Source organism: Paenibacillus foliorum (assembly GCF_013141765.1).
Classification (GTDB): Bacteria; Bacillota; Bacilli; order Paenibacillales; family NBRC-103111; genus Paenibacillus_S; species Paenibacillus_S foliorum.
Map to the genome: position 1 here is coordinate 13227 of NZ_WHOD01000121.1, position 14268 is coordinate 27494.

Here is a 14268-nt window from a genome sequence, read left to right on the forward strand (position 1 = left end):
TTCCTTTCTAATCCAGATAACGAAAGAGTTCAGCTGGGGATTCACATAAGATCCCCAGCCCCCTCAGTGTGCTGCTGTTATCTCTTGTTATATCTCTCAAGCGCGGCCTGTTGAATTTTGATGGCGTCGTCAATTCCCATGCTTTTCAGCGTTTTTACATATTTATCGAAATTTTCAATGGGTTCGGCTCCCATAACAAACTTATTGTACATCTCATCCCTGTACGTATTAATGTCAGTCATAACTGCGGCGTATTTGGTGCTTTCTTCTTTATTTGGAGTAACCGGTGGCATTTCCTTCTCATTGGTTGGCGTCGACCATATATTGATCGATTCTAATTGCTCTGGAATTTGACCTTGAAACTGTTCGGAATACCGTTTATCCTGTACCATGATCCCATCCCAGGAAGCGCGGTTATGCTTAGCCATAGCCTGGCTCATCGGCAAGCCTTCTGGATTTTTCGTAATGATATCTGCATATTTCGGGTAGCCGTTCTCAAGCTTGTAGCTAACGCCTTCTTTACCGAAATTAAAGAGCATATGTCCTTGCTCACCATAGCCCATATCGAGCCATTTTACAGTTTCCACAATGTTCTTATTGCTTGTGCTGATCGCCGCGGATTTACCCGGTACCGGTTGATCCAAATGTCCGAATTGCGGCTTTTCGCCGGCCTTCAGCACGGGATATGGCACACCAGTAAGCTTAAAGCTTTTATCCTTCGGGGACATCAGGCTCATATATTTACCAAGACCTCCGCCTGCATTCCCAATCATGGCTCCGAGCTGGTTACCAGTGACTTTAGCGTCAAGAAGCTTAGTGTCGGTTGCCGCAAAATCCTTATCGATCAGTCCTTCTTTGTACCATTTACTCATCGTAGTCAGGAATTCTTTATACCCCGGCTCAATAGGCCCGTATTTAACTGTATTTCCTTCTTTATAAAAGCTGTTCGGTATGCCATACGCACCAATGAACGCATGAGAATTCTTTAATTCAGAGAGCGTAAGCAGAAGTGGAATTTCATCGGCTTTGCCATTTCCATTCGGATCCTTCTCCTTAAACGCTTTCAGTACGTTGTACCACTCATCGATTGTAGTAGGCTGCTTCAGCCCCAATTTATCCAACCAATCCTTCCGAATGATAGGACCTTTAAATACCTGCAAAGAACGGTCACCACGAATAAAATGGAACCCGACAATACTGCCGTCATCTGTAGTTACCTGCTTTTTCCACTCCGGATTGGAATCGAGCACTTTTTTGTAATTGGGAGCGTATTTGTCAATGTAGTCATTCAACTTGACGATCCGATTGTCTTTGATCGCTTTCTCAGGTCCACCCGGGTAGGTATTCCAATTGTACTCGACCACATCTGGAAGGTTTCCGGACGTAAGCATAAGATTGAATTGTTCCTTTTCTGCTGTCGCTCCCTGTGGAGGATGCTGGAAGTCCACCTTGACCCCTGTAATTCGCTCCAGTTCCTTATAAACTTCCATTTCATTGTAGCTTTTCATTGTAGCCGCTGCCGCAGGATTAAATGCCGCCCAATAAGATAATGAAGTCAGCTTAGCCGCTGCCGCACCTTCTTTAGAGTCTACCTTCTGGCTGGCCTTATTACTTCCCGGCACACACCCTGATACAACAGATAGAGCTAGTGTTAACGTCAACACTGCGGTGCCGTATTTTGCAGGTCTTTTCATGAACAACAATAACGCCTCCTTTTATTAAAACCCCAGTTTTAGATTTGAAGAATCATAAGCTTTACAATATCGAAAGAGTGCTCCGCATTAAACATTGATTTTTTCAGAAAGGTAGAAGATTCTTAACATTGAAGGGCATACAATTTTTAAAGTATACCTCCAAATATAAAGAAATGGCGTAATAGCCCACAAAACATGGATGAGCATAGAGTAAAAGCGCTTACTTCAATTGTAGAACCGATGAAATAATGCTCATTAAAAAATTAGCCAAGCATCTTAACAAAGCACGTTAGCCCCCTATAAAATTCGATGTAGTGAGATCTTTTGCTCCGTGCGCAGACATGTTTCTACGGCAGGATTGCAGCTAAATTGCAATGGGACTTCTTTCTTTCAGCTTTATCACTCACGGTTTATCGGACATGTGGCTTTCGCTAAGGTTAGGCTTACTAGGTAGAGGTAGGGTAGCACTATTTAAGCCCCCTCCCTGCAGGGACCTCAATCCCTTTTACTGCATCTCTGATTTGAGAAAAATATAGCGGAAGTAATAATTCCGTTAATTCCAAAAGGGAGCAAAAAATGGAGAAATAAAGGAAGCGTTCGTTCCGCTATTTCTTAGTTTTTCGTGATGGATGCCCACATTCCCCTTAATAAAGGAAATGCAGCTTCCGCTATGGCCTCGAATTTAACTAATCCGATTGGATAAGGGAACTTTCAGTTCCTCTAAAGTACTTCATAGCTCATACCATGTCTACACCAGAATTTGACTGAGAAGTTGTCCGACTTTTAATTATGGGCATCCTCATTTAATAACTTTATCGCTATAAAGAATTAAATCCTTCTATCGCAGAGTTAGAGCCTGCTGTCTTGCTTGAACCCCTTACCGAGTTTACTTTGTTGTAAGCTTCGATTTTTCCACCACCTGCCCGTCAACAATGAGGCAATTTAGCTTTTACCTCCATGGAGCCTCCATCAATTCGTTGTACTTTGCTTGGCTAGGCGCATCTACAAGGATAAAAGGTTGTAGTAAATGGCTGGTACTGTGGATGTGGATGCTACTTTGGCTGGGGATGGTACTGTGACTGGTACTGTGACTGGTACTGTGACTGGTACTGTGACTGGTACTGGGGATGGTACTGGGGATGGTACTGGGGATGGTACTGGGGATGGGGATGGTACTGGGGATAGTGTTGTGGCTGTGACTGGTACTGTGGATAGTGTTGTGGCTGTGACGGGTACTATGGATGGTGTTGTGGCTGTGACGGGTACTATGGATTGTGTTGTGGCTGTGACTGGTACTGTGGATGGTGTTGTGGCTGTGACGGGTACTATGGATTGTGTTGTGGCTGTGACTGGTACTGTGGATTGTGTTGTGGCTGTGACTGGTACTGTGGATGGTGTTGTGGATGCGGCTGGTACTGGGGATGTGGATGTTCCAGACCGTACTTTAGGGACGAGCGGATAATTCACGAAAAGAGCTGCAATCGGTACAACCTGCCTCTGACCGATGAGTGCAACGTTAAGTCAAGGTTGAACGAAGCAGAGTCTAATTAAGAAAAGCTTCTAATCAAAGCCCTTTCAATGAAGATACGCTCAGATCTAAGAAGTAGCTTTTCTTGCAATATCAGATTCGTTCAGCTCCGCTGAAAACTTATCAATTCTGATATTACAACAAAAAAAAGCCTGATTTCTCAGGCTTTCCTCAAATAAGATATAAAACTTACGAATGAAAATCTTGTCCCGAACGTACTTCTTTAACATGGCCAGCGCGAATGACAAAATCACCGAAGTGCTCGCCTTCCTGCCGTTCCTTCGCATATTGTGTAAAGATCGGTTCAAGCGACTTTAGAATCTCCGCTTCGCCGATATTTTCCTTGTACAGCTTGTTTAGTCGGTTTCCGGCAAACCCGCCTCCCAAATACATGTTGTATTTGCCAGGTGCCTTGCCGATGAACGCGATTTCCGCCAGCATCGGACGAGCGCATCCATTCGGACAGCCCGTCATGCGAATGACAATCTCCTCTTCGCGTAAGCCAACCTCCTCGAGCATTGGCTCTATCTTATCCAGCAATGTGGGAAGGTAGCGCTCGGATTCGGCCATAGCCATCCCACAGGTTGGGAAGGATACACAAGCCATGGAGTTTCTCCGCAATGCCGAGTGGTATAGCCCATCGGTGAGTCCATGCTCCTTGATCAATTCCTCAATCTTCTTCTTTTTCTGGCTGCTCACGTTGCCGATGATCAGGTTCTGATTCGCAGTCAGACGGAAATCCCCGCCACTATGCACCTTGGCGATCTCTCTCAGACCCGTCATCAGTGGGTAGTTGTCAGTATCCTTGATCCGGCCGTTCTCAACAAAGAGAGTGAAATGCCATTTACCGTTGCTTCCCTTAACCCAACCATAGCGATCGCCGTTATGGTCGAACTTGTATGCGCGCGCTTCTTCAAGCTTCCATCCAAGACGAGCATGCAGCTCATTGATGAACCACTCGATGCCACGGTCGTCGATTGTATACTTAAATCTCGCATGCTTACGTACGGAGCGATCACCGTAATCCCGTTGAATCATGACCGTCTTCTCCGCCACGTCAACGATCTGCTCCGGCGAGCAGAACCCGATCACTTGGGAAATCTGCGGATAGGTCTCAGTATCGCCGTGAGTCATCCCCATTCCGCCTCCAACGGAGATGTTGAAGCCCTTCAAGCGTCCTTCTTCAATAATCGCGATGAAACCCAGATCCTGTGAGAATACATCTACATCATTGGAAGGAGGAATGGCCATACCAATTTTAAACTTACGCGGCAGATAAACAGGTCCATAAATGGGTTCTTGTTCTACAGCGCTATCCTGGCTGTCTACCACTTTCTCACCATCAAGCCAGATCTCATGGTACGCTCTGGTCCTTGGATCGAGGTGATCGCTGACCCGGCGGGCCCACTCGTACACTTCGGTATGAATCTCTGATTGGTACGGATTTGGGTTACACATAACGTTACGATTCACGTCGCCACAAGCGGCTAACGTACTCAGCATCGCATCGTTCACTTCCGCAATCGTCTTCTTCAAGTTCCATTTAATTACGCCATGCAGCTGGAAGGACTGACGGGTTGTCAGACGAATTGTTCCGTTCGCATATTTCTGTGCGACACGGTCCATCATCAACCACTGATCCGATGTTACAATTCCACCCGCCGCGCGAACGCGAAGCATGAATTGATAAGCAGGTTCAAGCTTCTGCTTGTTCCGTTCGTTACGCAAATCCCGATCATCCTGCATGTAGCTGCCGTGAAATTTCATCAATCTATTATCATCTTCGGGTATCGACCCCGTGATTACATCTTCAAGCGTCTCTGCGAGACTTCCCCGCAAATAGTTGGTTCTGCGTTTGATAGCCTCTACATCACTGTGCGGAGCACTGTTCGGCGAAAGTAAATTATTTTCTGACATGCTTGCTTTTCTCCTCTCGCGATCCCTAGGACTTGGGTCTAGTATACATCCCGCTGATAACGTTTCTGCTGTTGCATGCGGGTCAAATATTCAGCTGCTTCCTCCGGGCTAAAGTTGCCCTCTTGCTCGATGATTGTTGTCAGAGCCGCATGGACGTCATGTGCCATCTTCTTCTCATCGCCACAAACGTACACAGAAGCACCTTCTTGAAGCCATTGATAAAGCTCCCGGCTCTTCTCAAGCATCCGGTGTTGTACATACACTTTCTTGTCGGTATCACGAGAGAACGCGACATCCATACGTGTCAGCACACCTTGCTTAAGCCAACGCTGCCATTCAGTCTGATAAAGGAAGTCTGTGGAGAAGTGCTGATCTCCATAGAACAACCACGTTTTCCCTTCGGCTCCGGTCTCTTCACGTTCTCCTAAGAAAGCTCTGAACGGAGCAACGCCTGTGCCTGGTCCAATCATAATGATCGGCGTATCTGTGCTCTCTGGAAGCTTGAAATTCGAATTCGATTGAATGTAAACCGGCAGTGTGTCACCTGACTGGATTCGCTCAGCAAGCTGAACGGAACATACACCGTATCGTTCCCGTCCTCGAGCCTCGTAACGCACGGTACGGACTGTAAGGTGCACTTCATCCGGGAATGCTTTGGAACTGCTAGCGATAGAGTATAGGCGAGCAGGGATCTTCCGAAGAATCGTCACGAACTCGCTTGCGGATACACCCTTAAGGGAATAGTCCTGCACCAAATCCAATAGATCATGCTCATTAAGATAGGTTCTAAGCTCCTGCTCGCGTCCAGCCTCCACAAGCTCCTTCAGCCCATTGCTTGAAGTAAGCTTTGCCGCTTGCTCCAGCAGCGGCTTGGTCAGCACGGTAATCTCATAATAGCGTAGCAATGCCTCACGCAACGGCTGCTTTTCGCCATTCTTATTAACGGTAACGAGCTCATCCGCTTTCCAACCCATCGCTTCGATCAATTCGTCCACAAGACGAGGATGGTTCTCAGGATAGACACCTAGGCTATCACCTGGTTCATACTGAAGATTAGATCCCTCAAGAGATAGCTCAATGTGACGAGTTTCACGGTCCGATCCACGGCCATTCAGATTCAAATTCTCTAGAACCTCGGCCTTAAATGGATTCGTTCTTGAGTATTCCGATTCCGCACCACTCTCGACCGCCGCGCCGGAGCCAGCAACAAGTGCCGTAGCAGACGACGCTTCGCTTAAGGAAGCTAAAACATTATTCATCCATTCCGATGCGGCCTCATCATAATCCACATCGCAGTCTACACGCGAGATAAGTCTCTTACCGCCAAGCTCCTCAAGACGCTTGTCGAAATCCTTGCCCGTTTGGCAGAAAAACTCGTAGGATGTATCTCCCAGACCAAGCACGGCAAACGGCTTGCCCTCCAATTGAGGCGCTCTCTTGCTATGAAGGAACTCGTAAAACGGAATCGCGTTATCCGGCGGATCTCCTTCACCTTGGGTACTCGCCAGAATTAGCAGGTTTTGTACATTCTTTAAGCTATTAGGCTTGAAGTCGCCCATCGAGGAGAGCGCTACCTTAAAGCCTTGCTCTTCCAGCTTTTTGGACACCTTCTTCGCCAACCCATGACAGTTGCCTGTCTGCGATCCGAAGAGCACGGTCACTTCCTTGGGAGTGGCGGCTACATTCGATGCTGAAACTGTCGATGGCGCAGCAACAGACGTCACCGCGGTTGCCGCTCCTTGTAGAGCTGCAAGATACCCGCTTAGCCAAATTTTTTGCCCTTCGGTTAGCGAAGGCAGCAGGCGATTGAGCAGTTCTGCTTGCTCTTGATTAAAAGGACTGTTTGTTACTTGAAATTCCAACTTTATCCACCCCACGCAGCATGTAATGATATTAATCCCTAGTATTAGTATCTAATTAATTTTCACTCTCTTGACCCTATCATAGCATACGGAACGGGTCAATTAGAATGATCTTATAAGATCTATCAGTTATATTGATAAAAGGGCAAAACCCTCAAAGGACAGCCTGCCGGAACGGGTGAAACTCCTAAGCAAATATTTCCACGATTAAGAACCCTGTTATATAATACTTATATCCCTGCCGGCGGCTAGATCCGGTAACCTAAGAAGGATAGGAGAACTCATATGGACATTATTCAAATTGCTACACATTTAATAGATGAAGATACCGATCAGCCCAGATACCAATTCGATGAAGATTCGCTTCAGGAATTAATGAACAGCATCGAGGAGCTTGGGCTGCTATCTCCAATTAAAGTGAGAACAACCCCTGATGGCCGATATAAAATCATTTATGGCAACAGACGGTACAAAGCATGCAAAACGTTAGCTCGCCCAACGATCCCGTGTATCGTATCTACAGTGACCGATGAACTGGAAATTTATTTGGAGCAAATAGCCGAAAATCTGACAAGAGAAGGCTTTTCACCAATTGAGGAAGCGGAAGCCTTCCATAAGCTTATGAATGATCCGAAGTTCAGCAGCTCGACCAAATTTCTCTCCAGTAAGCTTGGCAAGCCAGAAGCCTATATCAAGAACAAATGCGATCTGCTGAAGTTCAGCAACGCCGTTAAAAAGCTGATTGTCAATGGCACCGATATTAAAAAAGACAAGCTAACCGAGCAGCAGTTGCTGCCGATTAAGGATTTGCCGATGGAGCATCTCGATGCACTGGCCTTAATTATCGCAAGAGACGAAGTGCCGGTAAGTGATGTCAAAAAAATCGTCAAGCTGTTTAAAGACAAAAATATTTCCAATGGCACCAAAGACAAGCTCCTATACAAATCAGGACGTGAATTACTGGAAACCTGGTCCGTATACGAACAAAATAAAGCCGAAAGAGCCAAGCCTCCCGCTGAGCCAAAGGCCGAGACGAGAAACAATAAGCATGAAAGCAATAACAATGCCCCTTCAACAGAGAAAGAAACTGTAAGCCCAGCAGCTGCTACAAATGAACCTACAAACAAAGAGGCAGCTGCAGCGCCTATCGAGAGCAAGCTTCAGCAGCTATTGGCTTTCCTGCCTGCCCGCAATCCACTACTGTCTGAAGTTGAGGATATTTATCCAAGTGATGAAGAATACTTTTTAAATAACCTGGATCTGCTCATTAACGATTTGGAGAAGCAGTTGACGGAATGGAAGAACGTACGAGAGCTGGTTAAGTCCAAAGCTTTAGCAACCGAAATGGGTTAATTAAGCATGAATACCTAGACGAATCTCAAAAGAGGGCATGCACTCTACAATTGTAGAACGACATGTCCTATTTCAGTAATAATAAACACACCTACGGAGGATAACTTACATGAGATATAACTTTGACGAAATCATCGATCGGCAGAACACGAACGGCATCAAATGGGAGACCCTGCAAGACATCTTCGGCGCAACTGATTTACTTCCCATGTGGGTGGCGGATATGGATTTTCGGGGGCCGGAACCTGTGATGGAGGCTTTGAAGCAGCGTGCGGAGATCGGGACCTTCGGCTATACCCAGCGTCCGGACTCGCTATACGAGGCAATTGCAGGCTGGGTCGAGCGCAAGCATCACTGGAAGATTAACAAGGAATGGATATGCTGGTCACCTGGTGTTCTTCCTGCCTTGATTGTCTGTATTCAAAATTTCACCAAGCCAGGAGACCGGATCATTATTCAGCCTCCGGTATATCCGCCATTCTTCAAAATTGTGAAGGATAACGACCGCGAGCTGGTAACAAATCCGCTTCGTTATGTGAATAATCGGTATGAAATCGATTTCGAGGATCTGGCCGATAAATTCCGGACTACAGGTGCCAAAATGCTCATCCTTTGCAGCCCGCATAATCCGGTAGGAAGAGTATGGACGCGTGAAGAGCTCTCCCGAATTGAGGCTATCTGCGAGGAATTCGATGCATTGATCATCTCCGATGAAATTCATGCCGACCTGGCATATTCGCCTTTTCAGCATATCCCGATGGCTTCATTGTCCACGCGAGCAGCCGACAGAACCATCGTCTGCTTCGCACCAAGCAAAACCTTCAATCTGGCTGGGCTGCAGTCCTCCTATATCATGATACCGAACAAGGAGCTGCGCAATGCCTTCAACAAAACGATGGCCCGAGGACATCTGGCGATGAGTAATTCATTCGCTATTACAGCTTCGGAAAGCGCCTATAAGGATGGAGGTGAATGGCTGGAGCAGTGCCTCGCCTATATCCGTGCCAATATCGATTACGCAGCGGAATTCTTCGCCCTGCATATTCCGGAAATCAAAATGATCAATCCCGAAGGCACCTATTTGCTTTGGCTTGACTGCAGTAGACTCGGCCTGGATACAGCGGGACTAAGGCGCTTCATGGTGAAGGAAGCCAAGCTTGCTCTCAACGAGGGTATCAGCTTCGGGACGGAGGGAGAAGGCTTCATGAGGATGAACGCTGCTTGTCGGCGAGCTACTATTGAGGAAGCACTTCAGCGCTTACTGAAAGCAATTGAAGCGCGCCGTTAACAGCTTAGTAAAGGAATCTCCATAAATAAAAAGTGGCATAAGATTCCCAATTAGTCCAAGTAGAAGATAGCTGCATGATTTCATTTTTCGTCGGTTTATTTTCCGTACCCAGAAGATGTTTAATTGAATTGTGAAGACCAACATCATCTACGGGAAAAGCCGACGGAAATCTCAGGCAGCGCATCAAAACATAATTAGCCGTCCATGGGCCAATGCCGCGGACTTTGACTAACATCTTCTCCGCTTTCTTATAATCTCCTGCGTCCAGTAAAAGCTCCTTGGTTAAATTCCCATCAACGATTAGTCGCGCCACACCAATGAGATACTCGCATTTCTTAACCGTCATTCGCAGTATTGCCATGTCTTCAACCGTCAAAACAGCTATTACATCAGGAGTTGGAAATATCCAATAGGCTTCCCCCTCGCACTCCAACCCGCGACCAAAGTTTTCCACAAATCGTCTTTTCAAGGTGTACGCAAAAGTCAGGTTAATCTGCTGTCCGATGATCCCCCAGCATATGGCTTCGAATAAGTCGGGAATGCCTACATTACGCAGTCCATGGAACGAGCCCACGGCTCTTTGCAGCAGCACATCGGTTTTGGCCAATTCATAAAACGGAAGCAGGTCCGTATCCAAATCGAACCACTCCCTCACATAACGCGCGACCTCTGCACGTACCCATCTGCGTGAAGGCGTTGTTTCTCCTATAAAACGAATAGTGATCACATTATCATGATTCGAGCTTATTTCAACTACAGGTGTCTCATGTTCAACCGGTATAGCTTTGTAAATCCTCTGATCCTTAATATGGAACAAGCATTCGTTCGAAGCATTGGACAAATAGTTCCTATTTTCAGCAAAGCTAAATTCTTGTGGTGTAACCAATTTTAACTCTTGCTTGTTATCTTCCCAGGAGCCTTTCGGCAGACCGGAGCAGCAATTTTTACACGACCTGTAGCCAGCCCGTTCTGCCTCTGCGCGCGACTCAAACCGAATCGTGTTTTCCGGCTTAGGTTGTCCTGTACACCAAGGGAAGCAATAAATTTTCATTGTTTTTACACCCGTAAAATAAGGTGAGTCCCATTCCTGATTAACTGTATTTATATTCATAAATACCCTCCATTCATCGCAATACTGCTGCATTCTTATTTTTAACATAAAAAGACTGCGGGCAGTTTCGTTATCTTGCTATTACATTCGAAAATGCGTACATACGCTTCCCTTTGGGGGTATACTGTGTGTGGAGGTGAGGCAAATGAAGGATTTTAAAGGACAGGGGCGTGCGGATCTATCTAGGGTAAATCGCGATGCAAATGCAGCGGACACCAACGAGGAGCTTATGACAGAAGAGAAATGGCAAGCGATAATACTCAACGACGCTACTTACAATGATCAGTTTATTTACGCAGTAAAGACCACAGGTATTTTTTGCAAGCCCTCTTGTAAATCAAGGGTACCCAACAAGATGAATGTGCGTGTTTTTCATAATGCAAAGCAAGCACTATCCGCAAATTTCCGTCCATGCAAACGGTGTAAACCGACTGGCGAGCGTTTGCCTGATCATGACTGGGTAGATCAAATAACCCAATACATGGACAACAATTTCAGTGAAACGCTAACGCTGGCAAACTTGGCGGATATATGCCATGGCAGTCCTTATCATTTGCATCGCACCTTCAAACGGATTAAGGGTATAACACCGGTCGAATATGTCCAGCAAATGCGAATAAATAAGGCTATCGAATACCTCATTCATACAGATAAATCGATTGCAGATATTGCTTTTAGCGTAGGTATCTCCAACACACCTTATTTTATAACCCTCTTTAAGAAGAAAACCGGACATACACCTACCGACTATCGATTATCGATAAATAAATAGTAATAAACACATTACGGAGGAGGCGTTACAAAGTGGAAGCCAAAACTTATGAGGCGATATACTGGACATTGTTGGTTCACGAGACTTGGAGCCTATATATAGCATCAACTTCAAAGGGGCTTTGTTACGTAGGCTCCCCGAACAAGCCGTTTGAGGAATTATCCAATTGGGCTGCAGGCCGTTTTCCAGGTAAAGTATTGATTCATGATGATACAAAGCTGCATTCGTATACGGCAGAATTAAGCGAGTATTTTCAAGGAAAACGCAGAGCCTTTACCGTCCCCATTGATTTCCATGGAACTTCGTTTCAGCTTGCCGTGTGGAACGCACTCTGTAAGATACCCTATGGACAAACCCAATCCTATTCAGATATTGCCAATCATATTCAAAAGCCTGCCGCGGTACGTGCGGTTGGGGCTGCTATTGGCGCCAACCCGGTATTAATTACCGTACCGTGTCATCGGGTGATCGGTAAAGACGGCTCGCTCACCGGCTATCGGGGCGGCTTGGAGATGAAGACACAGCTCCTGAAGCTGGAACATGATAGCTCTTTGGTCGTTGGGGGGAGTCCGGTACATGCCTAACCAACTTGCAGAACGTATTGCCGCGTTAGATTGGAGTTTGCTGCAGCACACGTTGGACGAGCAAGGCTATGCTGCGATTCCTACCTTACTGGATCAAGAGCAATGCAATGAAATCATGAATACGTATGAGGAAGCTGCACATTTCAGAAGTACTATTGATATGGCCAGGTACCGGTTCGGGATCGGGGAGTACAAATACTATCAGGCCCCCCTTCCTGAGTTACTGCAGCAGCTTCGTGAAGGCTTTTACCCCGAGCTTGCCATAACAGCGAATCGTTGGCTAGAGCAGCTCGACCGCGATACCGTCTATCCTCCTGCGTTATCCGCCTTTCTTGATCATTGTCACCGGCAAGGGCAGCTGCGCTCAACACCTTTAATTCTTAAATACGAAACTGGAGGATACAACTGCCTTCATCAGGATTTATATGGCGAGGTGTTCTTTCCGTTTCAGGTCGTATTCGCTTTAAATCAAAGAGAGATGGATTACACAGGCGGAGAATTTTTGTTGACGGAGCAACGGCCGAGAGCACAAAGCAGAGGACATGTGCTTACTTTAGAACAAGGCTCAGGGGTTATCTTTCCTACGAACCATCGCCCTGTACCGGGAGCGCGCGGCTACTATAAAACGACACTTCGGCACGGTGTCAGCACGATTACTTCAGGAACGAGGTATAGTCTAGGTATTATTTTCCATGATGCCAAATAAGTGTGTGTATGAAATCATGATCCCCGCAGTAAAAGCTATGAGGATATCCTTCTACTTCTCTGACAACCTCTTCACAAACAAAAGAGGGACAACGGTGGCCATTGCCGAAATAAAGCTGCCTATTAATGCTGTCTCCATAGCCAACCCCCACTGTATGTATCTCTTCCATAAGCTATACCAAAACAAGGGATTAGATACATATAATATGAAATGAAAAGAGGAGCTCATCGCAATTGTGATGAGCTCCTTGGTCTTTTGCCGCCCTACTTATGTAGACTTTTAACGCAATAGCTTTCCCAGCTCTTCTTAATATGCTTTAACGAGCTTTGGTGCCAATGTCCTTAATCTCCACACGTAAACTATAATCGGCAATATCTCCGTGTGCTTCCAGGATAGGAGTGAAACCCTTCATTTTCGAGTTAAATAGAGCAATAGAATCCATAAGATCCGCTTGTTCGATAGCTACCAGCTCCGTTGTTACCAGACCGTCCTTAAGCTCAACAATTCGGAAGGCTGGATGATCCAGACATGCGGCAGATTGAATATAATGCCATCCGTCCTGCTGGACTACCGAATTCACATGGTTATGTCCACAGAAGTAAAATCCAGCGCCCTGCTTTTTATTCAAAACAGCCTTCATATCAATATCCGGATGGATCGACAGCTTCTCCATAGTTGAACAAGCTGTTGTATCATAGACCGGATGGTGGGCGAAAACAAAAACCGGCTTCTCCCCCGACTGTTCAAGCTGGGCTTCCAGCCACTCCAGTTGTGCTCCGTCTATCTCGCCTCCCCAGTCGGATTTATTCATTTCCTTGGTAGAATCGAGAAAGATGAGCATTGCTTCATCCGTTTCGATGGAGCTGTAGCGTTGCTGACCCGTAATAGCCAAAATATCCGCCTTGGGGATTGAATTCGTATCATGGTTGCCTAACACATGGATGAAGTTGCGTTCGCTGCTTCCTATACGATCAAATGCATAGCCGAACTCCTCAGGAAACCCGTCATGAGTAAGATCGCCTAACGAAATATGGAATTGCCCCTCCGTATTCACGAATGTATCGAGCATGACCGAATAAGCTTGGTCTCTTGCCCCTATCATCTCCTCAGTTCCGTTCTCCATTAATGAATAATGAAAATCTCCCATAAGTACCAGTCGCATCGAACATTACCTCCTATATTTTACTAACATTCGGGCTTTCTCGTTTACTCTTATTGATTGCTCTTCAAATCTGACCAGTCCACACATTCACTGTTTGATCTGCTTTGGTAATAGACGCTATAATAGGATAGCTTTTGAAAATTTCTGCTCCATTTCCAAAGATTCGAATAAACATATACTACTAACAGAATAGAACACGATTATTATCGCAGAGTAAATGAAGTGTTAATCTATTATTATGCTGGCAGAGACATTTATTGAACTAGCATACATGGGTAATAATAAACAATC

The 14268-nt window shown here is 46.0% G+C and carries 11 protein-coding genes; 6 read left to right on the forward strand and 5 right to left on the reverse strand.

The window, feature by feature from the left end; translation table 11 throughout:
* Nucleotides 1-77 precede the first annotated feature (77 nt).
* Nucleotides 78-1694, reverse strand: a complete 1617-nt coding sequence (locus GC093_RS31755) for a type 2 periplasmic-binding domain-containing protein (RefSeq protein ID WP_171656090.1) — start codon at nt 1692-1694, stop codon at nt 78-80.
* Between the two features lie 1027 nt (nt 1695-2721).
* On the opposite strand from GC093_RS31755, the gene GC093_RS31760 reads away from it, so the two are divergent.
* The gene (locus GC093_RS31760; protein ID WP_171655959.1) at nt 2722-3156 is read left to right on the forward strand and encodes a hypothetical protein; all 435 of its coding nucleotides are present in this window, start codon (nt 2722-2724) and stop codon (nt 3154-3156) included.
* Nucleotides 3157-3411: 255 nt separating this feature from the next.
* Here the strand turns inward: GC093_RS31760 and cysI are convergent, their stop codons facing one another.
* The gene (gene cysI, locus GC093_RS31765) at nt 3412-5139 is read right to left on the reverse strand and encodes an assimilatory sulfite reductase (NADPH) hemoprotein subunit (RefSeq protein WP_171655963.1); all 1728 of its coding nucleotides are present in this window, start codon (nt 5137-5139) and stop codon (nt 3412-3414) included.
* Between the two features lie 38 nt (nt 5140-5177).
* Nucleotides 5178-7001 (reverse strand): assimilatory sulfite reductase (NADPH) flavoprotein subunit, encoded by a 1824-nt coding sequence (locus GC093_RS31770; protein ID WP_171655964.1) that lies wholly within the window; start codon nt 6999-7001, stop codon nt 5178-5180.
* Between the two features lie 285 nt (nt 7002-7286).
* Here GC093_RS31770 and GC093_RS31775 point away from each other — a divergent pair, with 285 nt between their 5' ends.
* A complete protein-coding gene (locus GC093_RS31775; protein ID WP_171655965.1) occupies nt 7287-8354 on the forward strand; it encodes a ParB/RepB/Spo0J family partition protein in 1068 nt (355 codons plus the stop codon).
* A gap of 109 nt (nt 8355-8463) precedes the next feature.
* A complete protein-coding gene (locus GC093_RS31780; RefSeq protein WP_171655966.1) occupies nt 8464-9642 on the forward strand; it encodes a MalY/PatB family protein in 1179 nt (392 codons plus the stop codon).
* Between the two features lie 4 nt (nt 9643-9646).
* Here GC093_RS31780 and GC093_RS31785 read toward each other — a convergent pair whose 3' ends face one another.
* Nucleotides 9647-10753 carry an Ada metal-binding domain-containing protein gene (locus tag GC093_RS31785; protein WP_171655967.1) on the reverse strand — a complete coding sequence of 369 codons (1107 nt, stop codon included), beginning with the start codon at nt 10751-10753 and terminating at the stop codon, nt 9647-9649.
* 229 nt (nt 10754-10982) lie between these two features.
* Here GC093_RS31785 and GC093_RS31790 point away from each other — a divergent pair, with 229 nt between their 5' ends.
* From GC093_RS31790 to GC093_RS31800, 3 genes are read left to right on the forward strand one after another with little or no spacing between them, the layout of a single operon-like run.
* Nucleotides 10983-11525: a bifunctional transcriptional activator/DNA repair enzyme AdaA gene (locus GC093_RS31790; protein WP_246315766.1), complete on the forward strand. Its 543-nt coding sequence runs from the start codon at nt 10983-10985 to the stop codon at nt 11523-11525.
* Nucleotides 11526-11557: 32 nt separating this feature from the next.
* Nucleotides 11558-12109, forward strand: a complete 552-nt coding sequence (locus tag GC093_RS31795) for a methylated-DNA--[protein]-cysteine S-methyltransferase (protein WP_171655969.1) — start codon at nt 11558-11560, stop codon at nt 12107-12109.
* Nucleotides 12102-12815 carry a 2OG-Fe(II) oxygenase gene (locus GC093_RS31800; RefSeq protein WP_171655970.1) on the forward strand — a complete coding sequence of 238 codons (714 nt, stop codon included), beginning with the start codon at nt 12102-12104 and terminating at the stop codon, nt 12813-12815. The genes GC093_RS31795 and GC093_RS31800 overlap by 8 nt, the downstream gene beginning before the upstream one ends.
* A 316-nt stretch (nt 12816-13131) precedes the next feature.
* Here the strand turns inward: GC093_RS31800 and GC093_RS31805 are convergent, their stop codons facing one another.
* Nucleotides 13132-13977 carry a metallophosphoesterase family protein gene (locus GC093_RS31805; RefSeq protein ID WP_171655971.1) on the reverse strand — a complete coding sequence of 282 codons (846 nt, stop codon included), beginning with the start codon at nt 13975-13977 and terminating at the stop codon, nt 13132-13134.
* Nucleotides 13978-14268: the final 291 nt, after the last annotated feature.

What these genes read in the sequence shown, in the direction of transcription:
- GC093_RS31755 (WP_171656090.1), bottom strand. Translation starts at nt 1,694, where the DNA reads ATGAAAAGACCTGCAAAATACGGCACCGCAGTGTTGACGTTAACACTA.
- GC093_RS31760 (WP_171655959.1), top strand. Translation starts at nt 2,722, where the DNA reads ATGGCTGGTACTGTGGATGTGGATGCTACTTTGGCTGGGGATGGTACT.
- cysI (WP_171655963.1), bottom strand. Translation starts at nt 5,139, where the DNA reads ATGTCAGAAAATAATTTACTTTCGCCGAACAGTGCTCCGCACAGTGAT.
- GC093_RS31775 (WP_171655965.1), top strand. Translation starts at nt 7,287, where the DNA reads ATGGACATTATTCAAATTGCTACACATTTAATAGATGAAGATACCGAT.
- GC093_RS31780 (WP_171655966.1), top strand. Translation starts at nt 8,464, where the DNA reads ATGAGATATAACTTTGACGAAATCATCGATCGGCAGAACACGAACGGC.
- GC093_RS31785 (WP_171655967.1), bottom strand. Translation starts at nt 10,753, where the DNA reads ATGAATATAAATACAGTTAATCAGGAATGGGACTCACCTTATTTTACG.
- GC093_RS31790 (WP_246315766.1), top strand. Translation starts at nt 10,983, where the DNA reads ATGACAGAAGAGAAATGGCAAGCGATAATACTCAACGACGCTACTTAC.
- GC093_RS31800 (WP_171655970.1), top strand. Translation starts at nt 12,102, where the DNA reads ATGCCTAACCAACTTGCAGAACGTATTGCCGCGTTAGATTGGAGTTTG.
- GC093_RS31805 (WP_171655971.1), bottom strand. Translation starts at nt 13,977, where the DNA reads ATGCGACTGGTACTTATGGGAGATTTTCATTATTCATTAATGGAGAAC.